The sequence below is a fragment of the Haladaptatus salinisoli genome, assembly GCF_020614375.1.
Lineage (GTDB): Archaea > Halobacteriota > Halobacteria > Halobacteriales > Haladaptataceae > Haladaptatus > Haladaptatus salinisoli.
Map to the genome: position 1 here is coordinate 423,480 of NZ_CP085330.1, position 26,027 is coordinate 449,506.

The window sequence follows — 26,027 nt, forward strand, 5'->3', positions numbered from 1 at the left end:
TTCCGGAGCCGCTCGGTGAGGTACCGTTCCTCGGCGGCGAGGGCGCGTTCTTTCGCCTCCTCGTCCGAGAGGACGGACGCCGCTATCGTCGGTCGGTTGCGGAGCGAGCGTCGGTGGTGGCGGTGGAGTTCGCGACGGAGCGCGAAGACGTGCCCGTCGGCGCGTCGGTTTCCCGCGAGACGCTGGCGAGGGTCGACCTCCCGGTCATCGTCGACGCGGTCGCCATCGAACCGGCGCTGAGCGGCGACCTCTCGAACACGGTCTTCGCGCCCGACGAGGGGGAAGAGGAGGCCGTCGTCGACGAGTACGGGTCGCTGGAGAGGTTCTCCGAGACGACGGGAGCCATCGTCGTGATGACCGGCGACGTCGACACCATCGTCGTCGACGGGGAGGAGACGACCAACGAGACCGGCACGCCGGCGCTGACGGTCGCCGGGACGGGCGACACGCTGACGGGGGTGATCGCCTCCCTGCTCAGTCAGGGACTGAACCGCGCCGAGGCGGCCGAGCTCGGCGCGTGGATCGTCGGGAAGGCCGGCGAACTCGCGACGGCCGAGCGGGGCAACGGTCTCGTCGCCACGGACGTCATCGAACGGATCCCCGACACCATTCGTTGAGTCCGAACCCCCGCTCGGCAACCGACCCCGGAGAATCGCCGGAGCCGGTGCGTATCGCTACCCGAGTTCGGACGCGCTCGCAGGACTACTCGTCCCCGACGATTGACGGGTATCACTCGACAGTCCGCAATAGATGGGCGCGCCCGTCTTCGAGCGGACGACCGTGCCCCGGACAGACGTAGTCGAACCGACGGGTTCTGTCGAGCAGCGTTCGAATACTCTCCTCGACCGACCGCGGGTCGTAGCTGGTAACGCGACCGGAGGGTCGTAGCCGACCGCCGACCTCGAAGGCGAGGTCACCTATGAAAGCGGCGTCGAGACCCTCGTGGACGTACGCTACGTGTCCGGGCGTGTGGCCCGGAGTGTGATACGCACGAAACGAACCGATTTCGTCGCCGTCTCCGATTCGACGTATCGGGAGATTCGGGAGGGTGAGCCGGCGGTAGTACAGCCGATGAAAGGTTTCGAGACCGTTTCGGGCGGTCCACGGGGGAAGTCGGTTACCGGCGACGTACGGAGCGTCGTCGCGGTGGACGAAGACGGGGGCGTCGAGGGAGGGCGTCAGTCTCGCGAGGGTGCCCACGTGGTCGGCGTCGTAATGCGTTAACAGGACTTGGTCAATATCTTCCGGTTCGAATCCCGCTTCGTCGAGACCGTCGCGAACCGTCTCCTCGTCGCCCGGCCACCCGGCATCCACGAGCGTACGAACGCCATCGTCGACGATGTAGACGTTTGGCCTGTCTCGGGTTCGGCAATCCACGTGCCAGAGCCCTTCCGAAAGTTGCGTCGCCATCGGTGACAGTACGGATTCACAGGTTTAATACTCCGCATATTCGACAGGTTTTCGCTCCCCGTCACTTCGACCTGTGGCTCGTCGAATCTCCGACTCGGATCGAATAGAACGGCTTCGTGAGAAGAACGGTCGGTAACGCCTGTGAGTTCCTCCGAACCGTCGCGGTGACGGGGGACGGCCACCTCCGGCCTCGTTCGCGTTTCCTTGTGCGTATTCCGCGGTACGTTCGGGGTTGTTGGGGCGCGTTCGGCGTGTTTGCCACGCGTTTCCGCGACTCGCTCTTTTCGACTCGCTCAGAATCTACAACCGCTCGACCCTGATACAGCGCTGGGCGTTGGCGGACGACCGGTCGAAGAGCGTCCCGAACGAGCGGTCGGGGTCGGCGCGGAACGTCGCCAGACAGTCGCGGCACAGACCGGCGAACGCGGCCGACGACCGGCGTCCGGGTGCGACCGATCGTCCGATGGCAGTGCAGGTCACCCTGACCGCCGCGCGTCCGCCGCAGCGTTCGCAGGTCGGGTCGTCCGTCGCGTCGTATGCGTCGCTGGTGTTCCGAGTGGGCATCGATCTCGTACGGAACACGGGGCGCGGTTCCAAGAGTATGATCCGCGTGCGTCGGCGCTTCCGGAGCACAAGCGTCGCCTACTCGGCCGGTCCGCGAACCTCATCCTCGACCGCCCGACGACCGGAATCGGCGGTGCGCTTCTCGCACCCGTCCGACGACGGCGAAGAGTCCGACCGCCGACAGCGTCGCCAGCCACGGCAGGAGATACACCCAGTACGTCGGAAACGGGCGAACGAACAGCGGGAGACAGAACGACGCCGCGAATACGAACGTCCGCCGCTCCGGCGACCAGCGTCCCCGCCCGACGCCGAATCCGCGGCGAACCACGACGAGGACGCCGACGGCGGCGAGCGAGAGCAGGTGCCACAGGGTGAGCGCGGTTCGTCGGTGGAGCGCGGCCCACGTCTCCGTCCCGTTCCACAGCGACGGCGTCCACTCGAACACGTAGCGCCGCGACGCCCACAGGGTTCGGTCGAGGCTCGCCGCGAACGCGGCTTCGCCCCAGACGAGGAAGACGCTCGCGTAGCCGACCGCCGCCGCCGCGACCGCGACGCCGACGAACCGCACCCCCCATCGCAACCGTCCCGGCGGCCTCCGTTCCGCCGCGTCCGACGCGAGACGGTCGCACAGCACGGCGGGGGCGGCGAGCGCTCCGTACTGCGATAACAGCCCCGCCGAGGCGACGGCGAGGCCGCAGGTCGCTCGTCGCAGGCGGAGCGCGAGGAGCATCCCGACGAGCGTGAACGACCGGGCGTTGACGGCGTGCCCGTTCACGAGCGGGACGGCCGCGAGAAACAAGACGCCGCCGGCGAGTCCGACGACGCTCCGGCCGGACTCCGCGTGCACCCGCCAGAGCAGGTACGCGACCGTCCCGTTGGCGAGGCCGACAAGGAGCAGGAACACCCCCAGATACCGGTTCGTCGCGGCGACCGCGAGGTTGAGATACTCGAACAGCGGCGGCTTGTTGTCCACGGAAGCGGTGAGGTACAGCGGCGTTCCGGCGAGCACCGCCTCGGCGACCGGTCGCCACGTCGTCGTCACGTCCGGGTGCGGACTCGCGCTCGTCGTCAGAATTTCGAGATACCGGACGAGGGCTTCGAAGCAACCGACGCCGAGCAGCGCGAGCGCGACCGGTCCTCGGTTCGACGCGCTCAAAGACGGATGCTCCCCGTTCGTCGCGAACGGGGACGCTCGCTCGGGCGAGGAGTTTTCGGAGGGCACGACTGTAATTCGAACGTTCATATCAAATAATAATACAACGATTTCGAGAAGTTGGGAAACGACGCGAAAGTATAAGTACATCGTCGGGCGAGCGAGACGGACTTCGGCGGCGAGACGGGGCGCAAAGGAACGGCGTGTTCACTCCTCGCGCCGGGACAGCGCCCGGAACCCGAGGCCGAGAAGTCCGCCGAGCGCGGCTACCGCGCCGAATCCGGCCTGTCCGTCGGATTCGGTCGTCCGCGCTGCGGGGCCGCCGACTTCGTCCGCGGTCGTCGACCGAATCGTCGACGGTGGCGCGGTCGTGGCGGGTCGGGTGCTCGTCGCGGGCGTCCGCGTCGAGGTCGTCCGCGAGGTGGTCGGAGTCGTCCGGGTCGTGGTCCGGGTCGTTCGAGGGGGTGTCGTCGTGGTCGTCGGCGTCGTCGTGGGCGAAGCGGTCGTCGTCCGCGTCGGAGGGGTTCCCGACCCGGCGCACTCGCCCGACCGAACGACGACCGGCGTCTCCATGTCGAGCGAAAACCACCGTGGTTCGTCCGCGTCGGCGACGAGGACGTTCCACCGCTCGACCTCGCCAACGTAGTGTTCGCCGTACAGTCGCGCCTCCTCGTTGAACGCGGGGTCGATTCGAACCTCGGCGTCGTCGGTCACGCCGCGGAAGGCGCCGCCGTCGGAGCCGCCGCCGTTTCGGGGGTCGGTCGCCCACGTCCAGTCCACCGTCGAGTCGTCGCCCGACCGCTCGAAACGGTCGTAGTTCGTGGTGGCGTTGTACTGGTCGTCCGTGACCGCCCACTCGCCGTCGGCGGGGAGGCCCGAGAAGTCGAGCGTCACCGCCCCGCCGCTGTCGCCGCCGCGCTTGCCGTGCATGAACACGAGGCTCGTGCCGTTCGGACCGTCGTAGAGGTAGAGGACGCTGTTTCCGGCCTGTTCGAACGCCTTGGCGGGGCCGTACGCGCTGTACCAACCTGTCGGGTCGGTGTCCGACGACCGGTAGTCGTAGAACTCCTCGACCGGCAGGTTCTCGTCGGACGTGACGACGGCGAGCGGGAGACACGCGTCCCCCTGTTCGAGGACGAACGCCGACCGCCCGATATCGCCCGCCTCGAAGTCGTCGCCGGGGTGCGATTCGTCCGCGAGAACCGACGAGACGCCGGCGAGCGTCCCGGCGACGCCGGCGGCCGCCAGCAGGTAGGAGCGTCGATTCAGTCCGTCTTCGGTGGGATCCTTCTTCGTCGTCATCGGAATCGGTGGAGGGTGTCGTCGTCGTTCACTCGGAGAATACCTTGAGCGGGGCGGGCAGTCGCCGATACACGCCGGTCACCGCCCGCATCCGCGTCGTCTTTCGCTGGGCGGTGTAGTAGGGCACCGGCTCCGGGCCGAACTTCGATTTGTACCGACAGAGTCGGGGGAGGTTCGCGCCGACGAGGTCGTACCGGGACCGCCCCCGCGATTCGGCCTCCTGCATGATGTGCCAGTCGAGCAGGTCGTTGATGGGAAAGTCCACGTCCGGTTTCGCGCCGCCCTGCCAGCGATAGACGGTGTCGTCCCCCTCGAGCGCGACGATACCGCCGAGGATTCGACCGTCGCGTTCGCAGACGTACGGTCTGACCCGCCCGTCGGGCAATCGGTGGAACAGTTCGGTCGCGAACGCCGGGTCGATTCGATACTCCTTGCCCTGCGCCTCGTGGCGGTCCTGAACCTGCCCGATGACCGCCTCGATTCCTTCGACGCCGGCTTCCCGAATCGTACACTCCTCGTCGCAGTCCCGGACGTTGCTCCGGGCGTCGCGGCTGAACTGCATCAGCAGGTCGTCGGCGGTGAGGTCGAGGACGTACGTGTACGAGGGCGACACGTCGAACCCGTTCCACGAGAACGGTCGCAGGTCGGAGTAACCGTCCACCGTCCGCACGTCGACGTAGTCCGGAGCCAGTTCCGCGTCCACCCAGTCGAGACAGCCGTCGATGAACTCCCGGTGCCGGCGCTCCGCCTTCCGCTGTTTGAGCTTTTCGAAGTTGAGCAGGGCGGGACCGAGGCAGTACACCTCCAGGTGCGGCGGCGGCGAGTAGACCATCCGAAACCGGCCGGTCGTCGTCTCGAACAGCGGGAAGATGCCGACCGGTTCCTGCCCCTTGTAGCCGACCAGCGGTCGCAGTTCCGCGTTCGCGGTTCGCGCGAGGTGCGAGAGCGCCTCGCGCCGATGGAAGGGCGTCGCGTGCTCAGAACGCTCCACGTAGGCGTTCCACTCGTCGAGCGCGTCGTCGTCCGCTTCTCGTATCGTTATCGTCATGGTATCACTCCAAGTAGCCGAGGGCCGTCAGTCGGTTCGCTATCGATTCGTCCTCTCCGTCGCGTCGCTCCGTTCCGCCTCTCCGGGTTTCGTCTCGCCTCGTCTCGTCGTCCGCCCACTGCGGTCGCTCGCGCCGCGTCGAGTACGCTCGCTCGCCGCTCGCTTCGACGCAAGATAGCACCGAACCGTCCATCTCGACGCTCTTCGGGACGCCGAAGAGCGCCAGCACGGTCGGCGTCACGTCGAAGATGTGCGCGCCGTCGAGCGTTCCGTCGACGCCCTCGCCCGCCGCGATCGCCACGCCGTCGCGCTTGTGGTTCCACGGCTGACCGGGGGCGGCGAACGCGCGTCCGTGGAGTTCGGCGGAGAGGAAGTGGTCGAAGTCGGCCGGGACCGTGACGATATCCACAGCCCGGTCGGCCTCGGGGCCGTCGAAGTACGCCTCGCGCCGGGCGACGTCCTCGAAGACGAGGTCGCCCTCCGGCGTCTCGACGCCGCGCAGGAGTTCGATCAGCTCCGTCCGCACCTCCTCGTACCGCTCGGGCGGGACGACGCCATCGGGTTCGCGTCCCTGCAAGTTGATTCGGACGCCGCACTCGATTCTGGCCCGCATGAACGCCCGCGAGGCGGGGAAATCGACCTGTCTGCTGCTCGCGCGGACGACGTGGTCGGGGACGATTCTGGCGGCGACGTCACGGAGACCGACCGCTTCGAGCAGTTTGCCCGCCCGGTGGGTCGTGAAGCCGTATCGGGCGGCGAGCGCCGCGAGTCGCTTCGACGGTCCGGCGTCGTCCGACGAATCGTCGCCGGCGCGAAGTCGCCCGTCGCGAATCGGAACCCACGAGGGCATCCCGTCGCCGCCCCGCGAGACCGCCGCGTAGCCGTGCTCCGCGAGGAACTCGTTGAGGTAGAATCCGTACCCGTCGTACTCGCCGATGCCGTGGTCGCTGACGACGAGGACGGTGTCCGGGTCGCAGTCCTCGAGGATGCGCCCGACCTGTTCGTCCACCGCCTCGTACACCGCCCGCACCATCCCCCGCTCGCCGGGGTGTTCGTGAAACACCGTGTCGGTGCTCTGGAACTGGACGAACCCGAAGTCCGGGTCGAACCGGTCGGCGAGGTAGCGGAAGGCGTCGCCGCGCATCTCGGTGACCGCGCGGTACTCCGAGACGGCGCGAGCCCCGCCGACGCCGTCGGAGTTCGGATACACCCGGTAGTCGCCGAGCGCCTCGCGCAGTTCGTCGAGGAGACCCGGAGGGTGACAGCGCGGGGATTCGGGGGCCATGTACCCCGGTACGAGCGCGCCGTCGAACTCGCCCGGCGGGTGGGTCACGGGGACGTTGACGACGACGCTCGAATAGCCGCGCGCCGAGAGGAGTTCCCAGAGGGCGTCCGACCGCACGTCCGTTCCGTCGACCACGTCCCAGTCGTAGCCGTCGTAGTCGAGAAAGCTGAAGACGCCGTGCTTGCCGGGGTTGACGCCGGTGTACATCGAGGGCCAGGCGCTGGGCGTCCACGGCGGCACCTGCGACTCCAGCGGCCCGGCGACGCCCTCGCCGACGAGTCGTTCGAGGTTCGGGAGCGCACCCGCCTCGAACAGCGGTTCGAGCACCGGGAGGCAGGCCCCGTCGAGACCGATCACCAGCGCTCGAAGCCCGTTTCGGTCGCTCATCGGGCGTCACCCCGACTCCCGGCCGCGGCCGTCGGCGGCGATTGGGGCGGGCGGCGGCCGGTGGCCTCGCTCTCCTCGGAATCGGCGTCGCGGTCGCGGAGGCGTTCCGTGACCGGCATCTTCAGCAGGGTCAACAGCGTGTACAGTTCGACCGTGTTGTCCGCGCCGTCGAGGTGGTCGCCGTAGCACCGTTTCACGCCGTCCCAGTCGAGGAACGGAAGTCGCTCGACGGTGGCGCGACTCTCGGCGAGCGCGTCCGCGACGAAGCCGTGGTTCCTGACGAGTTCCGCGTCGTTCGACCACGGGCCGTGCGTGAACCACGGTTCGGGAAGTTCCTCCGCGCCGAGGAACTTCCGCCGGAGCGCGTTCAGGTGTTTGCCGACGTACTCGGCCGGGAACGAGCGGTCGATCGGGACGCCGGACCCCGCGTGCGGAACGGCCGCGAGCCGCGGGGAGAGGCGTTCTATCGCCCGGTGGACGACGTTCCGCCGGAGCCGATACCGAACCGGCATCGAGAGGTGGAGGTCGACGAGGCGGTTGTCGAGGAACGGGGTACGGTAGGGACGTAGCTGGCGGAGGGCGTTCGTGTAAATGAGTTCGGTGTCGTTCGAGAGCGGGTAGTAGTCGCCACAGACGACGAGTTCCCGGAGCGAGCGATACCGAACGCCGTGGTGGTCGACGTACTCGCCCTCGTCCGTGATATTCTCCCGGAGCACCCGGTCGAGGTCGACGCCGTCGAGGTACGGCGGCGTTCCGACGGCGAGTCGGTCGACGAACTCGTCCACCGATTCGACCCGGTCCTCGATGGGGAGCGTCACCGTCCCGAGCGGGCCGATCGACACCCGCGGGGACGAGAGCGAGTGTCCCTTGAACAACGTGTCGGAGTACAGCCCGGACAGCAACACGTCCACCGAATCCGTTATCTCGTCGGCGAAGCCGGTCGGGTACGCCTGCGTGAACCAGCCGTCGAAGTTCGAGAGCGGGGCGTTCCGTTCGAGCGCCCGCGGCCGATAGTCGCGGTCGCGCCGGAGGAAGACGAACTCGTTTCCGGCGACCTCGGCGACTCGCTTCGCGGTTCTCGCCTCGCGGTTCGGCCAGTCGTTCATGTGGAATCCGACGACCGGTTCGGACATCGCGGCCATGACGAGTCGCGAGTCGCTCCCGCCGCTCAACAGCAGGCCGTAGTCGAGGTCGTCGCGCGTCCACTCGTCGAGCACCCGCCGGAAGAGGTCGGTGAAGCGGTCGACGAAGAACCGGAACGGCGCGTCGACGGGGGTGTACTCCGGCCGCCAGTAGGAGCGCGCGTCGGTGGTCATCGAGTCCAAGTCGAGGGTGGTCACCGTGGCGGGCGGGAGCTTCTCCACGCCGGAGAGCGGCGTCGTCACCCCGAACGAACGCTTGAAGGCGAGGTACTCGGCGAGGTAATCCGGGTCGAACGACGGTTCGAGGCCGGGGTAGGACGGGAGCGACTGCACGTCGGTCGAACACAGCAGCGTTCCGGAGGCGGTCGCGTGAAAGAGCGGGTACGAGCCGAGTCGGTCGGTCAGCAGGTGAACCTTCCCCGCCTCGCGGTCGTAGACGACGCCCGCGAACTGTCCGTTGAGACCGTCCACGAACTCGATGCCGTAGGCATCGTAGAGGTTCGCGCAGTACGTCGGCGCGTCCAGCACCGTCGGGCGAGGCGAGTACGACCCGCCGCGCTCGAAGCCGTACACGTCCCCTTGAATCCATATCAGCGCGTCGCCGTCGGTCGTTCGAACCGGCTGCTCGTCGGCCGTCACCGGGTGGAACGAGTTCGTCACCGCGACGCGTTCGTCGGAGAAGGTCGCGGTTCGCTCGTCGTCCGACCACGTCGTGTCCGGAAGCGCCTCTAGGCCGCGCCTTCGCTCTCCGAAGGCACCGAACAGCCCTACCATGTTGCCTTCCCTCCCGCTCCGATACCGCGACCCTTCGACTCCGTAGCGTCAGCGTAGCGTTTGCTAGTTCGACCGTGCTTCGGCAACGGAATCGACCGCTCTCTCGCGGTGAGACGTCGGAGTCGGGTTCGGCGCGCGTTTCTCTTCATTTGATTTCACGAGAAAGTGAATGAACGTGTCTCGGTATTGTTATAAGCGGCCTGTACTTCGAATGCCCGCGCTTACCGCGCGTTCAGGGTGGGGCTACCGACGCGAAGGCGGTTCTTACCGAACTCGACGAACGGCGACGGAGAACGGCGTCGGATCCGGCGTCCGCGGTGCGGAACCGCAATCCGGCGCGGGATTCCCGAGGACCGGTGCGGTCATCTCTCTCCCTCGTGTCAATTTAGTCCAAAGACTAAGTACCTCCCAATGGTAGCGCGCGGCATGGATGGGGAGACTATCTTTCGAGTGCTCGTCGGCGGAGTGCTCTCCGTCGCTCCGACGATACTGTTCCTCGGCCTGTGGCGCGGGCTGATGGCGCTGCGCGACGACGACCTCATCAATCGAACCATGAGCGGCGAGTTCGGCACGATACCGGAGTCGCCGATTTCGGCGATGATGTTCGGCCGGAACGCGGCCGGACGGGAATCGGCGCCGGCGAACGTGGCGCGAATCGAGCGGGTTCGCTGCCCGTCGTGCGCGGAACCGAACACCAGTTACGCGGCGTTCTGTCGGAACTGCCTCGAAAAGCTCCGGTGACGGTCGGCGGGGGGGTCACTCGATTCGCCGGTCCGCGCTCCGACCGTCGACGACGCGGAACCCGCCGGTCTCCTCGCGCGTCGCCACTTCTCGTTGCGGGAACGGTATCTTGATCCCCTCGCGGTCGTAGGCCGCCTTCACGCCCCCGATGACCGCCGCGATGGCGCGCCACTTCCGGCGACTGCTCGGTCGGTCTATCCAGAACCGGAGTTCGAGGAGTACGGCGGACTCGCCGAAACTCGTCGGGACGGCGGTCGGTTGGGGAACCTCCAGCACGTCATTCTGGTCGGCCATCGCGCGCTCCGCGACGGCGACGGCGTGCTGGAGGTCGGCGGCGTAGTCGACGCCGACCTCCAGTTCGAATCTGAGTCGCCCCTTCCGCCCGTAGTTGATGATGGTGTTCGACCCCACGACGTCGTTCGGAATCACCACGAACTTGCCGGAGAACGTCTCGATTCGCGTCATGAACAGCGTGATGTCGGTGACGATGCCCTCGTCCTCTGCGATCTGAACCCAGTCGCCGATTTCGAAGGGGCGCGAGAACATGAGCGTGAACCCCGCGACGAGCGCGCTCAGCGGTTCGTTCGCGGCGAGTCCGATGATGATACCGAGGAACCCGGCGCCGATGAGGAGGGCGCGAACGTCGACGTTCCAGACGCCGAGGAGCAGCAGACCGGCGAGGACGTACACGCCGACCTCCATGAGCCGCGAGAATATCTCGGTCTGGTGGCTCGTTATCTCGCCGGTTCCGCTGGCGAACCGCTCGACGAGCCGTATCAACATCCCCGAACTGATGTACGCCGCCGCGATGACGCCGAACGTGACGGCGATTCGAATCCCGGTCGAGGTGAGCCGCGAGAAGACGTCGACGCGCCGGACGGCGGGTTGGGAGTCCGCCAAGAGCGTGAGCGCGTACTCGCCGACGAAGAGCGCGGCGACGCCGGTCGCGGTGAGGAGGACGACGTCCACGACGCGCGGGTTGACCCGCCGTTTCAACCGCGGTGCCGCCCGCCAGAGTACCCACACGGCGAACACGAGCGCGACGAGGAGGAGCGTCGATAGCAGGATTCGCGCCTCGGGGACGGGAAGCTGTTCGACGGGTCGAGCGAGCGAATTCGGCGAGTAGGTCATTGATGCACTCCGGCGAGGGCCGACCACCGGTCACCGGCGAGTTACGAGCACCCCACCGCAGTCAGTGTCGATGGCGCTGGGCTTGAGCGTGTTGGGGAACTGCGTTCGTTCCGACCATCTTCGAGCGAAAAGCGGAGTTATTTTCCGCGGGCGGCGTTCCGTGAGATGGGGCAGGGTTTAGGCGTTCGGGATGGTACCGAACTTATGGTCGCCAGCCACTCGGCGACGGGGGCTGATGGGGGTTCGGGGGACGCTGTTGTACTGACCGACGTTCGGAAGACCTACTATCTCGGCGCGCCGGTTCACGCCATAGACGGCGTGACGCTGTCGATTCCGCGAGGGTCGTACACCGCCGTGATGGGACCGAGCGGGTCGGGAAAGAGCACCCTACTCAATCTCATCGGCTGCCTCGACACGCCGACAGACGGGACGATTCACGTCAACGACCGGGAGGTGACGGCGCTGTCCGACAGCGAGCGGACGACGGTTCGCGGACAGGAAGTCGGCTTCGTCTTCCAGACGTTCAACCTGATGCCGCGGCTGACCGCCCGCGAGAACGTCGCCCTCCCGCTCATCTTTCAGGGAATCTCCCGCTCCGAGCGACGGGACCGCGCCGACGAACTGCTCTACAAGGTCGGTCTGCGCGGGCGTGAGGACCACCGCCCGAACGAACTCTCCGGCGGCCAGCGCCAGCGCGTCGCCATCGCCCGCGCGCTGGCGAACGACCCGGCCATCGTCCTCGCCGACGAACCGACGGGGAACCTCGACACCGAGACGGGTCAGCAGATAATGGCGCTCTTCGAGGAACTCAACGACGACGGGCACACCATCCTGATGGTGACCCACGAGCGCGATATCGCGGAGCACGCTGAGCGCGTGGTACACATCCTCGACGGAACCGTCGAGCGCGTCGAGGAGATAGAGGCCCCGCGCCGAGTCGGCGAGGCGCGGTGATGGAGTTCGGCGAGTCGCTTCGGATGAGCCTGCGGGCGATTCGAGGCCACCGGGTCCGGTCGTCGCTCTCGGCGTTCGGCGTCGTCATCGGCGTCGCGGCCGTCATCACGCTCGTCACCCTCGGCACGAGCCTCCGGGCCGAAATCCTGAGCCAGTTCGCGGGCGACAGAGCGCCGAACATGTTCGTCTGGGTCGGACCGCCCGGCGGAGGGCCCGGCTTCGGCGCGCAGGCGGCGTTCACGCAGCACGATATCGCGGGACTCCGACGACTCGACGGCGTGGCGGCCGTCGTCCCGCAGGGCGTCGTCCCGGTCGTCGCGCTCGCGCACGGCGGGGAGACGGTGAGCCAGAACGACGTCGTCGCCACGACGCCGGCGCAGTTCAGGAACCGGGAGTTCGCCGCCGGGGGTCCGTTCGAGCAGGGGAAGCGGGAGGTCGTCCTGAACCCCCTCGCGGCGCGGCTGTTCGAGGACGGGGTGACGGTCGGCGACCGGGTGTCCATCCGGACGGCGAGCGGCGAGACGGTGAGCGCCCGCGTCGTCGGCGTGCTCGACGGGTCGGGCGGAACCGGCCGATTCGACGACGGGGCGCTCCCGCGGGCGTACGTCCCGACGCGTCCCTTCTACGATTCGACCGTCGAGAGCCCGACGCAAGGCACCGAACAGCGCGTCTACCCTCTGCTCACGGTCGTCGCCGAGAGCCACGGGGAAGTTCCGGAGACGAAGGAGAAGGTGCGGTCCTACCTCCGCTCCGACTCCGACGCGGCGCGCCTCGCGCCCGACGACTACGGCGTCCACGTTCGGACCGACCGCGACCTCGTCCGGCGGGTGGAGGAACTGCTCACGACGCTGACGACGTTCGTCACCAGCATCGCGGTCGTCTCGCTGGTCGTCGCCGCGCTCGGCATCGCCAACGTGATGCTCGTGAGCGTCACGGAACGCACCCGCGAGATCGGCATCATGAAAGCCGTCGGCGCGCAGAAACGCGACGTGCTCCAGTTGTTCCTCACGCAGGCGATACTGCTCGGCGTCATCGGGTCGGTCTTCGGCGTCGCGGTCGGCGCCGTCGGCGGCTACCTCGCCACGGACTACGTCGGCCTGCCCCTCGTGTTCGCGGCGGAGGTGGTGCCTGTCGCCATCGCGGTCGGTCTCGTCGTCGGGATGGTGACGGGACTCTACCCGGCGTGGAGCGCGGCGCGGGTCGACCCCATCGACGCGCTCCGATACGAGTAAGTTCGCTCCGATTGCCGACTCGGTCGGAGAGACGAGGCGGTCGATGCGCGTTTTTCCTCGCAACACCCAAGCGATTCGCCTCCGAACTCCGGCCATGCACATCGCGTTCGTCGCGTACGACGGCATGACCGCGCTCGACTTCGTGGGCGTCTACGACCCGCTGACGCGACTCGGTACGATGGGGTTCCGCGACGACGTCTCGTGGGACGTCTGCGCCCGGACCGAGCGCGTCGCCGCGAACGCCGGACTGGAACTCGTCCCGGACGCGGTCGACGAACCGCTCTCGGGGTACGACGTGCTGGTCGTGCCGGGCGGGTTCGCGGCCCGGGACCTCGCCGAGGACGAGGGGTTCGTCTCGTGGCTGGCGAGCGCCGAAGCGGAGCGGGTCGCCTCGGTCTGCACGGGGTCGCTCCTGCTCGGCGCGGCGGGCTTTCTCGACGGGAAGCGGGCGACCACCCACCCCGACGCCTACGACCGACTCGCCGAGCACTGCGAGGTGGTCGAGGAGCGCGTGGTTCGTGACGGGCGGGTCGTGACCGCCGGCGGCGTCGCGTCGGGCATCGACCTCGGCCTGTCGCTGGTCGCCGAACTGACCGACGAGGACACCCGCGACGCGGTGGCGACCCAGATGGACTACCCGTACTAACGATGGCCAGAATCGGGCGTCGTCCCCCGGTTTCGGGCGTCGCTGTCCGGGTCTATCTCAGCAGGATTAAGGACGCCGCTCGCCAGCCCTCGGATATGCGAGCATATCGGGCGAAAGTCGTCGAGCCGATTTCCCTCCCCGACCGAGAGGAGCGGACCGCCAACCTCGAAGAAGCGGGCTACAACGTCTTCAATCTCGATTCGGACGACGTGTTCGTCGACCTGCTGACCGACAGCGGGACGGGGACGATGAGCCAAGACCAGTGGGCCGCGATGATGCGCGGCGACGAGGCGTACGCCGGGAGCGACAGCTTCCGACGCCTGCGCGAGAGCGTCGCCGACGTGATGGGGTTCGAGAACGTCGTTCCGGCCCACCAGGGTCGCGGGGCGGAGAACGTCCTCTACGGCGTCCTCGTCTCGGAGGGCGACTACGTGCCGAACAACACCCACTTCGACACGACGCGGGCGCACGTCGTGAACAACGGCGGGACCCCCGTCGACTGTCCGACGGACGCCGCCGGGGACGACCCCTTCCAGGGGAATCTGGACCCCGAGAAAGTCCGCGAACTGGCGGACGACGTCGGTGCCGAGAACGTCCCCGCGCTCGTCGTCACCGTCACGAACAACTCGATGGCGGGTCAGCCGGTGAGCGTCGAGAACGTCCGCGAGGCGCGCGAGGTCGCCGACGAACTCGACGCGACGTTCGTCGTCGACGCCTGCCGGTTCGCCGAGAACGCCTACTTCGTCCAGCAGCGCGAGGAGGAGTTCGCGGAGTCGAGCGTCGCCGCCATCGCCCGCGAACAGCTCTCCTACGCCGACGCCGTCGTGATGAGCGGGAAGAAAGACGCGCTCTCAAACATCGGCGGGTTCGTCGGCGCGCGCGACGAGGACCTGTTCGAGCGGGCCAAACAGCGCGGCATCCTCTTCGAGGGCTTCTCCACCTACGGCGGTCTCGCAGGACGGGACTTGGAGGCGATGGCGGTCGGCCTCCGCGAGGCCGTCACGCCGGAGTACATCGAATCGCGGGTCGAACAGGTGCGCGAACTCGGCGACCTCCTGCGGGACGTCGGCGTGCCGATACACACCCCGACCGGAGGGCACGCGGTGTACGTGGACGCCGAAGCGTACCTGCCCGATATTCCGCCCGAGGAGTTCCCCGGGCAGGTGTTGGTCGGCGAACTCTACCGCGAGGGCGGGGTTCGGGCGGTCGAACTCGGCGAGTTCGCCTTCCCGGGCGAGGACCGCCCCCAACTCGTCCGCCTCAGTCTCCCCCGGCGCTCGTACTTCCGCGACCACCTCGAGCACGTCGCCGAGACGTTCGAGAAGGTCTCGGCGCGGCGCGGCGAACTCGTCGGCCTCGAAGTCGTCGAGGAGCCGCCGATGAAGGAGCTGCGCCACTTCAGCGCGAGGCTGGAGCCGGTGGCGTAGGCCGCGCGGAAAGGGGTTTGTCGGTGGCCGTCGTTTACGGTACGATGGTCGGAATGCCAACGGTTCGGCGGTGGGGGGTCGCGGTGCTCCCGGCGGTGCTGGTCATCGCGGTCAAGGGACTCGTGTTCGAGGGTGCGATTCCGGTCGGTCACGAACGAGTGGACGTGATTCTGACGGTGTTGGAACTGGTCGCGCTCCTGTTACCCGCGCTGGCCATCGCCTTACAGGTTCTGCTGACGTACTCGGAGTCGTTTCCGATCCAGTCGCAGGGGCGAGGGCCCGCGCTCCGGCGGATGAGTTTCCTCACGGTCGGGGTCGCGTCGGCCAGCCTCTTTTTCGCCGTGCTCATCCTGCTCGGAAGCGTGAACCTCGAACCGACGCTCTGGCTCGGCATCGCGCTGGTCTGGTTCGCGGTGTACCTCTTCACGCTCCTCCCGCTGACCGCGGCGCTGGTCGCGTTTCGCGCGGAGGAGGCGGACGAGCAGTTTCACGACGTGCTCGGCCTCTACAGGCCGATAGCGGAGTACGTCCACTATCCGAGGGAGGTACAGGAACTGGCGGCGGAACACTACGCGAGGGTCACCGAGGCGGAGCGCGAGTAGTTCGGCGCGGAACTCGAACCGGGCAACGGATTCACCGCGCGAAGGTGCCGCCGCCGCAATCGCGTCGATTCGAACCCGACATCGGGCCGTTTCTCGTTTTTCCGCGTTCGTCGCTATTGTACGGTAGCTGTTGTTTTCAAGCGCGGCTCCGCGCGGCGAATTTCTTTTCTGCTGTTTCGCACGCAAGGTATTTGACGCTCGTGACGAACTGTCGAGTAGCGGAACTTCGCCGCGACCGACAGAATGAGCGCAAACGACACGCCCGCAACCGTACTGTTCACCGTCGATTCGCTTCGAGCCGACGCGATTCCGGACGACGGTGTCGCCGCCGCCCTCGGCGAGCGAGGAACCGTCTTCGAGAACGCGTTCGCCCACGGAAACTGGACGCCCTTCTCGTTTCCGTCCGTCCTCGGCGCGAAGCGAGTGTTCAGCGATTCGCGGAGCATCGGCGTCGCCGACGAGCCGACGTTGGCGGAGACGCTCCGCGACGGGGGCGTCGCCACCGCGGGGTTCAACGGGGCGAACGGATTTCTGACCGAACACTGGGGGTACGACCGCGGCTTCGACGAGTTCGAGACGTTCACGTCGGGGACCGGCGATAGCCTCTACAGCAAGTACCTCACCGCCCACCCGACCGTGCAGGCGTGGCTCCAGGTCGCGTCGTCGCCCGTCCGCCGACTGCTCGGCCGCGAGGGCGGCGCACGAAACGTCTCCCGGATGCTCGACGTGGAGCGGCGCGCGGTCGAGTTCGTCGAGCGGGCGGAGCCGCCCTTCTTCCTCTGGGTTCACTACATGGACGTTCACACGCCGTACGTCCCCGCGCCGAAGTTCGTCAGGGACGAGACGGGGGCCAGCGTGGGCACGCTCAGGATGCTTCGAGCGCACGCGAGGGCGGGGCTGGGCCGCGAGGTGGGCGAGACGACGCTCGCCGAGTTACGGTCGCTCTACCTGGCGGCGGTTCGGCAGGTGGACGAGAGCGTCGGGCGCGTGCTCTCGGCGCTCGAACGCGAGGGGCTCCGGGAGGACGCGTGCGTCGTCTTCGCGGGCGACCACGGCGAGGAGTTCATGGAGCACGGCCACCTCGCGCACTACCCGAAGCTCTACGAGGAGCTGATACACGTCCCGCTGGTGGTCGACCACCCCGACGCCGACGGCGGGCGCGTCGAGCGGGCGGTCGGTCTCGACTCGATTCCGCCCACCGTCTGCGGGGCGATGGGCGTCGAGCACGACTTTCAGGGGGAGAATCTCCTCGTCGGCGACCCCGACCCGGTGCCGATCACCTCGGTCGCGGTCCGAGGCGAACACGTTACCCGCCAGCCGATTCCGCGGCGTCTGGACGACGGCGAACTGCTCGTGAGCGCGCGGACGGAAGGGTGGACGTACGTCTACTACACCGAATCGGGCCGGAGAGAGCTGTACGACAGGGACCGCGACCCGGAGGAGCGCGAGAACCGGTGGGACGAACTCGCGGACTCCCACGTCGCCGGCCGGCTTCACGAAGCGGTCGAAGAGCGCATCGAGGGCATCGAATCGGAGGAAGGAGGCGACTCGACCGAACCGCCGTCCGCGGTCACGAACCGACTCGAGGCGCTCGGCTACCAGTAGCCGGTCGATTCGCGCACCGCGATTTTCGCGACGACGGCACTCACAAGCACTATGGCTCACCCGCGAGACGGGGTACGTATGCCAATCGAATCGACGTTCGAACTGTATCAAGACACCGCCGGCGAGTGGCGGTGGCGGCTCGTCGTCTCCAACGGAAACATCATCGCGGACAGCGGCGAAGGGTACAAGTCGAAACAGGGCGCGAAGCGCGGTATTCGGAGCGTGAAGAACAACGCGCCGAACGCTCGGGTCGTCGCTATCGACTGAACGCGACCCGAGACGGCGGCGATACGACTCCGAGTCGCTCTCCCCCCGTACGTGGCCAAAACGGAGCCGTCAGCCCTCGTAACGACCGTCCGCGTGGTTCGCCGCTATATCAGAGAAACCGGCGTCTCGACCCGCCTCGACGCCGATATCGGCGTCTGGCGCGTTATCTTGTGTTTTTTGCCGTCGTCCCGCGTGTGTGCTACACGCATGAAAGAGCGCCTCGTTAGAACACGTCGAACCACCGAAGGGCACTCCGAGGACCCACCCGCCGCCAGCGAGCGGCCGGAGTTGCCCTCTCGGTACCTCCCGTCGACGCGCCCCGTCGTTCCGGTCGGACGGTCGTCCGAGGCGACCGACGGGCGGTCCGTGCTCCGAACGTCGCGGAACAGCGCAAGAGATAGGTGCGGTCCTTCTCTCTACTGGAGCAATGCTTAATCGTCTCCGCCACCCGCTCGTAGCCGTCGCCGCGGCGCTGCTGTTGACGGTTCCGTTCGTCGCACTGTTCGTCGTGCACGGCTACCACCTCGACCCGGCCTCGACTCCGGAAAGCCCGGGAGCGAACGTCTCTCCCACCGTGGCGGTTTTCGTCGGCGGCCTCGCCATCCTCGGCGCGGCGTTCCTGCTCGCGTGGGGCGCGGAGACCGCCGAAAAGGACGTTCCGACCGCGTTCGCCATCGCCGTCCTCGCGGTGCTCGCCGTCGCGCCCGAGTACGCCGTCGACGCGCTGTACGCGTGGAACGCCGGGGCGTTCGAATCGACCCACCGCGGAGTGGAAGCGGCCAACCTCGCCATCGCGAACATGACCGGGGCGAACCGCATCCTCATCGGCCTCGGCTGGTCCGGCATCGCGCTGTTCACGATTTATCGAGCGAAGCGAACCGACGACCGGGCGGTCAAACTGCGCTCCGGATTCCTCGCGGACGCCGTCCAAATCGACCGCGACATCTCCCTCGAAATCGCCTTCCTGCTCGCGGCGACGGCGTACGCGTTTTTCGTCCCGCTCGGCGGCGGCATCGGAATCGTCGATACGGTCGTTCTCGTCGGTCTCTACGTCCTCTACATCGGCATCATCATTCGCGGCGACGTCGATGAAGGCGAGACGCACGTCGGCGTCCCCGCGTACTTCCAAGAGTATCCGAAGGGGCGACGCATCGCGGTCGTGCTCTTCCTGTTCGCGTACTCCGGACTGATCATCTTCGAGGCGGTTCACCCGTTCGCGTTGGGCCTCGAAGAGCTCGGAACCGCGCTCGGCATTCCGCCCTTCTTCATGATCCAGTGGCTCGCGCCCCTCGCGAGCGAGAGCCCCGAGCTCATCGTCGTGGCCTATCTGGTGAACAAGGCGCGCTCGACCGCCGGCTTCAACGCGCTCATCTCCTCGAAGCTGAACCAGTGGACGCTGCTCATCGGCACGCTAGCGGTCGTGTACTCCATCGCCGCCGGGCACATCGGCACCCTCTCGTTCGACCAGAAACAGACGGCCGAGATATGGATCACCGCCGGCCAGAGCCTCTTCGCGCTCGCCATCCTGACGAACTTCGAGATAAGCGTCCGCGAGGCGGTGGCGTTGCTCGTGCTGTTCGTCTCACAGGTCGTCGCGGAGTTCTACGTGATTCAAATCTACGCCGAACCGACCGCCGCGAACCTCAGCCTCCTCATCCTGCACGCCTACACCGCCGTCTACATCGTCCTCGGCGTCGGCCTGTTCGTCACGCGCTCTAGGAGTTTCCGCGAACTCGTCGGGCACACCGCCGCGAACATCCGCAGCGCGGTCGGAGGAGACGCCGGCCCGCCGGAACGCGCCGACTGAGAACCGACAGGTAGGGAATCGACGCCGCGACACTGGACGATTCCCTGACCGGGTGCGAGCGAAATCCGATATATAGTCTTTGCGCAGAATCGCCGTTCCGGCGGCCGTGCGTTACGCCTTATCGTCGCACCGCCCGTCCGGGCGTACGTGAAACTCGAAATGGACAGGGAAAGACTGGGCTTCGCTTTCGGGACGGCGTACCTGTGGGCCGTACTGATACTCCTCGGGGCTATCGTGTTCGAGACGGTGGTGATATATCCCAATATCTTCCACGACGTTCCGAAGTCGTTCGAAATCGGGATGGAATTCATGGCGGTACGGGGGCCGCACGACTTTTTCCCGCCCGTCGGACTGCTCGCGGTACTCGTCGGAACCGTTTCGCTGGGGCTGGCCTGGCGCGCGAAGGGAGTCCGCTACTGGCTTTTGGCCAGCCTGCTCCTCTTTATCGCCGGAGAGTTCCTACTGTCGGTGGTCTTCTTCTGGCCTCGGAACGCGATCATGTTCGAAGAAGGAACCGCGGTTCACTCGGTCGCGGTCCTGAAACGGACGGCCCGCGAATTTCAGACGGGCCACTGGGTTCGCGTCGGAACCAACGTAGTCGCGGCCGCGACGGCGTTCGTCGGATATCTAAAGTTCCACCAACGGAGAATCGAATCTCGGCGTTAATCGGCGTGCGCGGCCATCTCGCCGTGTTCGCCGCCGGACTCGAAGTACGTCACGTACACCTGTACGGCGAAGACGACGGTGAAGACCGCGTTGAGCACCAGGGTGTAGGTGTGGGGCACCGTCCCGCCGGTTCCTCCCCGTTTCGGAATCAGGCCGGCGGCGAGCCACGCGTAGTGGGTGACGATTCCCGCCACCGTCGCCACGGCGAAGATGGAGACGAACAACACCGCCGCGAGGCGCTTGCCGTAGTATTTGCGGTACATATCCACGATGTGCGGAACGATGAGGTCGGCGTAGATGAAACTCATCACGCCGCCGAACGGGATGCCGGACGTCCACAGGACCAGCGCGAAGGGGACGTTCGCCACCGAGCAGACGAACGTGATGACGCCGACGAAGACGCCGATGGCGGAGCCGAGGACGACCCACGCGACGGTGCCCTGCGGCGCGAGCGTGAACAACTGCGCCCACCACGACCGAGGGACGAACGCCGCGAGGAGCGAGGCGACGACGAACCCGGCGACGATGTCGTCCCAGAGCATTCCCCACTCGCCGACGGCGTTGCGGAAGGCGTTCTTCCAGCCGTGCGCCGTCAGGAGCTTATCCGTCCACGTCTCGTCCTCCCGCCGGTTCAGGAAGGTCCGCTTGCACGATTCCGAGCAGAAGTACTCGGTTCCGCCGTCGGTCTCGACGCTGAGCGTTCCTTCGTCGTCGGGGTCGACCTCCATCCCGCAGACCGGGTCGCGGACGGTTCCGTCCTCCTCGTCGTCGCGGACGTGGTCGCGGGCGGCCGCGAACCACGAATCGGGCACGACGTACTTCGTCAGCGCGGCCAGCAGGAGAATCATCAGGATGCCGCCGAACACGTCGGCGGCGACGAACTGCCAGCCGAGCAGAATCCACATCACCAGCCCGAGTTCAATGACGAGGTTCGTGCTGGCGAACTGGAACGCGGCGAACGAGGACTCCGGCGACGCCCCCTTCTTGAACAGCGACTTCGTCGTGGCGACGGCCCCGAACGAACAACTGGACGAGAGGAAGCCGAAGAAGCTCCCCAATCCGAGTTCCCTCAGCCCGCGACCGCCGAGCACGTTCGTCATCCGCTCCTCGCTCACGAACGCCTGCACCGCGCCCGCGATGGTGAATCCGAGCACCAGCGCCCACCACGTCTTCCACGTCATGTTGCCGAGGAATTTGGCGGCCTCGACGAGGCTCTGGACGACGTTCATGGGCGTACCTAGTGGCGGGACACTTTCTACGATTGTGGCTAAGGGAACGAAGTGTCCGCAGCCGCCCGTGCGCCGCGTCGTCCCGGAGACATAGCCGCGAGACCGATTCGGCGGGCGTTCGTGGCGAAATCGCGCCGTCAGTTCGACCGCTTCCCGCCGGAAGGGTTTAATTTCCAAACCGGAGTCCGTGCTTCGCCTCGGAAAGTAATCCCACGGGCGGCGAGTGCCGAGTCGCTCGGAGCGACTAATACTCGACGCGGACGTGCAACGAGCGGGTCGACTCGCGGTCCCAGACGATGATTTCATCTGCGTTCGGGCCGAGTAGAGACCGTATGCCGACCGTTCGAACGAACGACATCGAAACGTACTACGAACGACGGGGGACCGGCCCGTCGATAGCGTTCGTTCACGGGGCCGTACTCGACCACGCCCAGTGGGCACCGCAAGTGGACGCGCTCGGCGACGAGTACGCGACCGTCGCCTACGACGTCCGAGGGCACGGCCGAACCGGCGGGTCGGCGAAGGAGTCGTATTCGGTCGACCGCTTCGCCGACGACCTCGACGCGCTCGTCACCGCGTTGGACCTCGACCGGCCGGTTCTCTGCGGCCTCTCGACGGGCGGATGCATCGCGCAGGCGTACGCGGCCGCGCATCCGGACCGGGTGGCCGGTCTCGTGCTCGCCGACACGTTCACCCCGGAACTGTTCGACCGGTTCGAGTGGCTCCAGCGGTCGGCGCTGTTGAAAGCGACGATTCCGCCGGTTCGACTCGTCGGTTACGAGCGAGTGGAGAAGGTCCTGGTGTGGCTCCACGAGCGGATTTCGGGGAAGGAAGTCGGCGGCGACTACGAGAAGATCGAGCGACTCCGGGCGGCAGGTCCGAAGATGGACGCCGACGAGTTCGCCAAAGTGATTCGCGCCGTCGCGACCTTCCACGAGGCGGAGGTCGACCTCCGCGCCATCTCCGCCCCGACGCTGATTCTGTACGGCGAACACGAACCGCCGTTCATCCGGCGACACGCGCCGAAGATGGAGGCCGAGATACCGAACGCCGTCGTCCGGGAAGTGCCCGACGCGGGGCACGCTTCCAACCTCGACAACCCCGAGTTCTTCTCCGCCGCACTGCGGGAGTTCCTCGCGTCCGTCCTCCCGCGCGACGCCGCCGACGGCGCCGAGGGAAACGGTGGTGCGGAGGGGGCGGGATGACGGTTACTCGGCCCGCCCGGTGAGGACGGTTCGAACGTCCGTCGCGGACGCCGACGCCGCCGCTACGCGCCCAGTTCCTCGGCGAGTTCGTGGAACGATTCGACGGTCAGATCCGGTTCGTCGCCGAACGGCTCCCACGGCTTTCCCTTGCGATTCGCCCACACGCCCTGCATTCCGGCGTGCTTCGCGCCCTGCACGTCGAACCATCCGGCGGAGACGTGCGCGATGCCCTCGACCGGCGTTCCCGTCCGATCGGCGGCGTGACGGTACAGTTCCGCGTCCGGCTTGAACGTCCCTATCTCGTCGGCGCTGATGGTGTCCGCGAGCAGATCGCCGATGTCGGCGTGTTCGACCATCGAATCTAGCATCTCGGGGTCCCCGTTCGACAGGACGTAGCAGTCGTACCCTCCGTCGCGGAGGCGGCGGATGCCGTCGCGAACGTCGTCGAACACGTCGAGTTCGTGGTAGACCGCGAGGATTTCGTCGCGCTCGCGCTCCGATACGTCGGCGTCGTGGGCGGAAAGCGCGTACTGGAGCGCGTCGCGGTTCATCTCGTAGAACGGTTGGTACGCGTCGACGTGGTTGGCGACGAACGTGTATTCGAGCGACCGGGCTCGCCAGAGCTTCGAGACGGGTTCGGGGTTCTCGACGCGCTCGGCGAGCGCCCGCTCCGCCGCGTCGACGTCCACCAGCGTGCTGTAGGAGTCGAACGTGACGGTCGCGACTCGTTCGGGGTCGAACATGGTCGAGCGAATTTCGTCCACCGCGGAGTTAATTGTAGGGGTCCGCGAACCGCGCGGTCGAGTTCGAAGAACGGTGCTCCCGCGACGGTAGCAGTCCCCCGAAAAGGGGTCGAAGCCCGCCGAGAGCGACTGCGACGGTGACGCGCTTCGACGCTCGCAGAGCGCGAACTATCAGCCGTCGTCGGACGAGGCGGTTCGCAGATTTATCGTGCGCTCGGTCGCTCCGCCGTGCCGATCGAGTTCGGCTATCCGGCTTCCGCACGAACTCCGCGTTTCGTTCGGCGTGAGGTACACGTCGAACTGCGAACTACAGCTCATCGTCCCCCACGTCTCGACGAGCGTCGTCCGATTCGCCGACCGCGGCTTGAGCGTGTAGAGTAGTTGGCCGCGCTCGGGTATCCCTCGCAGTCGAAACAGGAGCGCCGAGTGCGCCTCGACGGTGTACTCGCGGTCGAAGACAACGCCGTTTTTCGGTTCTATCTTCGTCGCCTCCGTCCGCACCGCGGACGCCAGTTGGAGGCCCTCGTCGACGCGCTGGACGACTTTCGTCTCTCCGCGCCGGTTCGTCAGTACGAACGCCGAAATCGGGCGGTCCGTTGCCGAAAGCGAGAACCGTAACGGACGGTTCGTCGGATTCTCCACGAGGAGGCGGCCCTCCGTCGAGGAGTCGGAACTGGCCGAGGACTCGGAGTTCGTCGCCCGCTTCGCGACGCGAGAAGCGCCTATGCCGGCGAAGAGAACCCCGGTCGTTGCGAGAACGCTTCGTCTCGATACGTTGCTGAGTAGATCCCCCATGATGTACCCCCAAGGAACGTAGTCGTCCGTCAATTAGTTCAATGCTCCGGTGCGCTCAGTTCGCCGGGCGACCGAATCCGGCCGACGTCCCGTCACTCGTGGCCGGAGACGCGAACCGGCTCGTAGGGCTCTTCGAGGTACGCCATATCGCCGGACGAGAGATCGACGTCGAGCGCCTCGACGGCCTCTTCCAGGTGTTCGACGCTGGTCGTCCCGACGATGGGAGCGTCGACCCAGTCCTTGTGAAAGAGCCACGCCAGCGCGATTTGGGCCATCGAGACGCCCTTCTCGGCGGCGAGTTCCTGCACGCGTTCGTTTATCTCCGGGCCGCCGCCCTCGCGGTAGGGGTGTTCGTACATGTGCTCTTCCGTCTCGCCGCGGAGCGTGGCGTCTATCTCCTCGTGCGGTCGGGTGAGGTAGCCGCGTGCGAGGGGACTCCACGGGACGACGCCGATTCCCTCGCGGTCGCAGAGGGGGAGCATCTCGCGCTCCTCCTCGCGGTAGACGAGGTTGTAGTGGTTCTGCATCGTGGCGAAGCGGTCGAGTCCGAGTCGGTCGCTCGCGTGGAGGGCGTCCGCGAACTGATGCGCCCACATCGAACTCGCGCCGAGGTATCGTACCTTCTCGCGCCGAACCGCGTCGTCCAGCGCGCGCATCGTCGTCTCGATGGGCGTGTCGTCGTCCCAGCGGTGAATCTGATAGAGGTCGATGGTGTCCACGCCGAGTCGGTCGCGCGAATCGTCGAGTTCCTGCTCGATGGCCTTCCGCGAGAGGCCGCCCGAGTTCGGGTCGTCCTCGTCCATCCGGAAGTAACACTTCGTGGCGACGACCATCTCGTCGCGGCGGCCCTCCAACGCTTTGCCGAGGATGCGCTCGCTCTCGCCGCGCGAGTACATGTTCGCCGTGTCGAAGAAGTTGATGCCGAGGTCGATGGCCCGTTCGATGATGGGCAAACTCTCGTCCTCGTCGAGGACCCACTCGCGCCAGTCGCTCGACCCGAAACTCATGCAGCCGAGACAGATGCGACTGACCTTCGTGCCGGTGTCGCCGAGCGTCGTGTACTCCATGTCGCGGAAGTCGCACGCGGACGGGAAAAACCTATGTCCGGTCGAGATTTCCGAGTAGATTCCCGAGTAATCCACCGGAAACCTAAAAGCGACTTCCCGGTCGCTACCACCGATTCGGCCGCGGCAGTACGTCGAGGAACTCTGACAAACCCGGAACGCCGTCGCTCACCCAGAGCAGTATCGTCACCGCGACGAGTAGGAGTTCCGGCGCGGAGAATCCGAGCGAGAGCAGACTCTCGAAGTGGGCGGCGAAACTCGGTTCGGTGTCCGCACGGACCGGAAGAACGGGCCAGAGTAAAAACGTGAGGTAAACGTACTCGCCCGCCAAGAGGGGGCCGAAGGCATCGCCAACGATGTGGGAGAAGTAGCCGACACAGAACGCGAGTGCTCCCTCTCTACCGGTTCTCCGGCAGTAAATCGTGACGAACGTGACGATGATCGACGCGGTGAGCAGTGAGTGGGCGAACGATCGACCGCTAGGGAGAATCGGCACCGTCCACGCGAGTGGCTTGTCGACGATGTCAGGAAATTGCGTCGCGATAGCTACGACGATCGCTTCGCGACCGTCCGGCGGACGACCTCGCCACCGGTGAGCGACGAGCGAGTACGCAAGGTAGCCAAATGCGAGATGTCCCCACGGCCACACAGTGCGCGCAGAAGGGAAGCCGAACCTTAATTAAATCGGCCACGCGGGGTCGTTACCGCCGAATTCCGCAGAGTTATTCGTCACTTAACTGCGGGTAAACATTGTTACGACCTTTCGATTCGCCCGAAGCCGTGAATACCGACGACTTAATTCGCGGACACCAACGGTGCTCTCCAAGGATTCGGGCTAATAACTAAAT

24 protein-coding genes and 1 pseudogene are annotated in these 26,027 nt (G+C 66.7%); 12 read left to right on the forward strand and 13 right to left on the reverse strand.

Annotation, left to right across the window (positions count from 1 at the left end; genetic code table 11):
- Window positions 1–176: 176 nt before the first annotated feature.
- Window positions 177–617, forward strand: a pseudogene (locus tag LIX00_RS22660) (ADP-dependent NAD(P)H-hydrate dehydratase); the annotation flags it as partial.
- 112 nt (window positions 618–729) lie between these two features.
- Here the strand turns inward: LIX00_RS22660 and LIX00_RS22665 are convergent.
- From LIX00_RS22665 to LIX00_RS22695, 7 genes are all read right to left on the reverse strand, one after another.
- Entirely contained in the window at window positions 730–1,410 is a 681-nt protein-coding gene (locus LIX00_RS22665; RefSeq protein WP_227356787.1) for an MBL fold metallo-hydrolase, read from the reverse strand.
- Window positions 1,411–1,710: 300 nt separating this feature from the next.
- Window positions 1,711–1,974 (reverse strand): hypothetical protein, encoded by a 264-nt coding sequence (locus LIX00_RS22670; protein WP_227356788.1) that lies wholly within the window; start codon window positions 1,972–1,974, stop codon window positions 1,711–1,713.
- A 100-nt stretch (window positions 1,975–2,074) separates the two neighbouring features.
- On the reverse strand, window positions 2,075–3,196 hold the full coding sequence (locus LIX00_RS22675) for a hypothetical protein (protein ID WP_227356789.1): 1,122 nt from the start codon (window positions 3,194–3,196) through the stop codon (window positions 2,075–2,077).
- A gap of 138 nt (window positions 3,197–3,334) precedes the next feature.
- Window positions 3,335–4,429 carry a hypothetical protein gene (locus LIX00_RS22680; protein ID WP_227356790.1) on the reverse strand — a complete coding sequence of 365 codons (1,095 nt, stop codon included), beginning with the start codon at window positions 4,427–4,429 and terminating at the stop codon, window positions 3,335–3,337.
- Window positions 4,430–4,457: 28 nt separating this feature from the next.
- The gene (locus LIX00_RS22685) at window positions 4,458–5,477 is read right to left on the reverse strand and encodes a lipid II:glycine glycyltransferase FemX (RefSeq protein WP_227356791.1); all 1,020 of its coding nucleotides are present in this window, start codon (window positions 5,475–5,477) and stop codon (window positions 4,458–4,460) included.
- A 4-nt stretch (window positions 5,478–5,481) separates the two neighbouring features.
- Entirely contained in the window at window positions 5,482–7,149 is a 1,668-nt protein-coding gene (locus LIX00_RS22690) for an alkaline phosphatase family protein (RefSeq protein WP_227356792.1), read from the reverse strand.
- Entirely contained in the window at window positions 7,146–9,065 is a 1,920-nt protein-coding gene (locus tag LIX00_RS22695) for an asparagine synthase-related protein (RefSeq protein WP_227356793.1), read from the reverse strand. The genes LIX00_RS22690 and LIX00_RS22695 overlap by 4 nt, the downstream gene beginning before the upstream one ends.
- 426 nt (window positions 9,066–9,491) lie before the next feature.
- On the opposite strand from LIX00_RS22695, the gene LIX00_RS22700 reads away from it, so the two are divergent.
- A complete protein-coding gene (locus LIX00_RS22700) occupies window positions 9,492–9,806 on the forward strand; it encodes a zinc ribbon domain-containing protein (RefSeq protein ID WP_227356794.1) in 315 nt (104 codons plus the stop codon).
- 15 nt (window positions 9,807–9,821) lie between these two features.
- Here LIX00_RS22700 and LIX00_RS22705 read toward each other — a convergent pair whose 3' ends face one another.
- Window positions 9,822–10,937, reverse strand: a complete 1,116-nt coding sequence (locus LIX00_RS22705) for a mechanosensitive ion channel family protein (protein WP_227356795.1) — start codon at window positions 10,935–10,937, stop codon at window positions 9,822–9,824.
- A gap of 204 nt (window positions 10,938–11,141) precedes the next feature.
- Here LIX00_RS22705 and LIX00_RS22710 point away from each other — a divergent pair, with 204 nt between their 5' ends.
- The 9 genes from LIX00_RS22710 (at window position 11,142) to LIX00_RS22750 (ending at window position 20,143) form a co-directional block, all read left to right on the forward strand.
- Entirely contained in the window at window positions 11,142–11,891 is a 750-nt protein-coding gene (locus tag LIX00_RS22710) for an ABC transporter ATP-binding protein (protein ID WP_227356796.1), read from the forward strand.
- Complete coding sequence (locus LIX00_RS22715) at window positions 11,891–13,123, forward strand: ABC transporter permease (protein WP_227356797.1); 1,233 nt, start codon at window positions 11,891–11,893, stop codon at window positions 13,121–13,123. Before LIX00_RS22710 ends, LIX00_RS22715 begins: the two co-directional genes overlap by 1 nt.
- Before the next feature lie 94 nt (window positions 13,124–13,217).
- The gene (locus tag LIX00_RS22720) at window positions 13,218–13,769 is read left to right on the forward strand and encodes a DJ-1/PfpI family protein (RefSeq protein WP_227357156.1); all 552 of its coding nucleotides are present in this window, start codon (window positions 13,218–13,220) and stop codon (window positions 13,767–13,769) included.
- 95 nt (window positions 13,770–13,864) lie between these two features.
- Window positions 13,865–15,196, forward strand: a complete 1,332-nt coding sequence (locus LIX00_RS22725; RefSeq protein WP_227356798.1) for a tryptophanase — start codon at window positions 13,865–13,867, stop codon at window positions 15,194–15,196.
- 44 nt (window positions 15,197–15,240) lie between these two features.
- A complete protein-coding gene (locus LIX00_RS22730) occupies window positions 15,241–15,798 on the forward strand; it encodes a hypothetical protein (RefSeq protein WP_227356799.1) in 558 nt (185 codons plus the stop codon).
- 243 nt (window positions 15,799–16,041) lie between these two features.
- Window positions 16,042–17,403: a sulfatase family protein gene (locus LIX00_RS22735; RefSeq protein WP_227356800.1), complete on the forward strand. Its 1,362-nt coding sequence runs from the start codon at window positions 16,042–16,044 to the stop codon at window positions 17,401–17,403.
- A gap of 78 nt (window positions 17,404–17,481) precedes the next feature.
- Window positions 17,482–17,670 (forward strand): HVO_2922 family protein, encoded by a 189-nt coding sequence (locus LIX00_RS22740; RefSeq protein WP_227356801.1) that lies wholly within the window; start codon window positions 17,482–17,484, stop codon window positions 17,668–17,670.
- 427 nt (window positions 17,671–18,097) lie between these two features.
- A complete protein-coding gene (locus LIX00_RS22745) occupies window positions 18,098–19,477 on the forward strand; it encodes a calcium:cation antiporter family protein (RefSeq protein ID WP_227356802.1) in 1,380 nt (459 codons plus the stop codon).
- A gap of 147 nt (window positions 19,478–19,624) precedes the next feature.
- Complete coding sequence (locus LIX00_RS22750) at window positions 19,625–20,143, forward strand: DUF1772 domain-containing protein (RefSeq protein ID WP_227356803.1); 519 nt, start codon at window positions 19,625–19,627, stop codon at window positions 20,141–20,143.
- Here the strand turns inward: LIX00_RS22750 and LIX00_RS22755 are convergent.
- Entirely contained in the window at window positions 20,140–21,372 is a 1,233-nt protein-coding gene (locus tag LIX00_RS22755; protein WP_227356804.1) for a permease, read from the reverse strand. The genes LIX00_RS22750 and LIX00_RS22755 overlap by 4 nt on opposite strands.
- Before the next feature lie 332 nt (window positions 21,373–21,704).
- Between LIX00_RS22755 and LIX00_RS22760 the strand changes: the two genes are divergently transcribed.
- A complete protein-coding gene (locus LIX00_RS22760) occupies window positions 21,705–22,577 on the forward strand; it encodes an alpha/beta fold hydrolase (protein ID WP_227356805.1) in 873 nt (290 codons plus the stop codon).
- Between the two features lie 62 nt (window positions 22,578–22,639).
- Here the strand turns inward: LIX00_RS22760 and LIX00_RS22765 are convergent, their stop codons facing one another.
- The 4 genes from LIX00_RS22765 to LIX00_RS22780 form a co-directional block, all read right to left on the reverse strand.
- Window positions 22,640–23,320, reverse strand: coding sequence for a haloacid dehalogenase type II (locus LIX00_RS22765; protein ID WP_227356806.1), 681 nt, complete (start codon window positions 23,318–23,320; stop codon window positions 22,640–22,642).
- A gap of 171 nt (window positions 23,321–23,491) precedes the next feature.
- On the reverse strand, window positions 23,492–24,115 hold the full coding sequence (locus tag LIX00_RS22770) for a hypothetical protein (protein WP_227356807.1): 624 nt from the start codon (window positions 24,113–24,115) through the stop codon (window positions 23,492–23,494).
- Window positions 24,116–24,207: 92 nt separating this feature from the next.
- The gene (locus LIX00_RS22775) at window positions 24,208–25,182 is read right to left on the reverse strand and encodes an aldo/keto reductase (protein ID WP_227356808.1); all 975 of its coding nucleotides are present in this window, start codon (window positions 25,180–25,182) and stop codon (window positions 24,208–24,210) included.
- Window positions 25,183–25,285: 103 nt separating this feature from the next.
- Window positions 25,286–25,828: a metal-dependent hydrolase gene (locus tag LIX00_RS22780; protein ID WP_227356809.1), complete on the reverse strand. Its 543-nt coding sequence runs from the start codon at window positions 25,826–25,828 to the stop codon at window positions 25,286–25,288.
- Window positions 25,829–26,027: the final 199 nt, after the last annotated feature.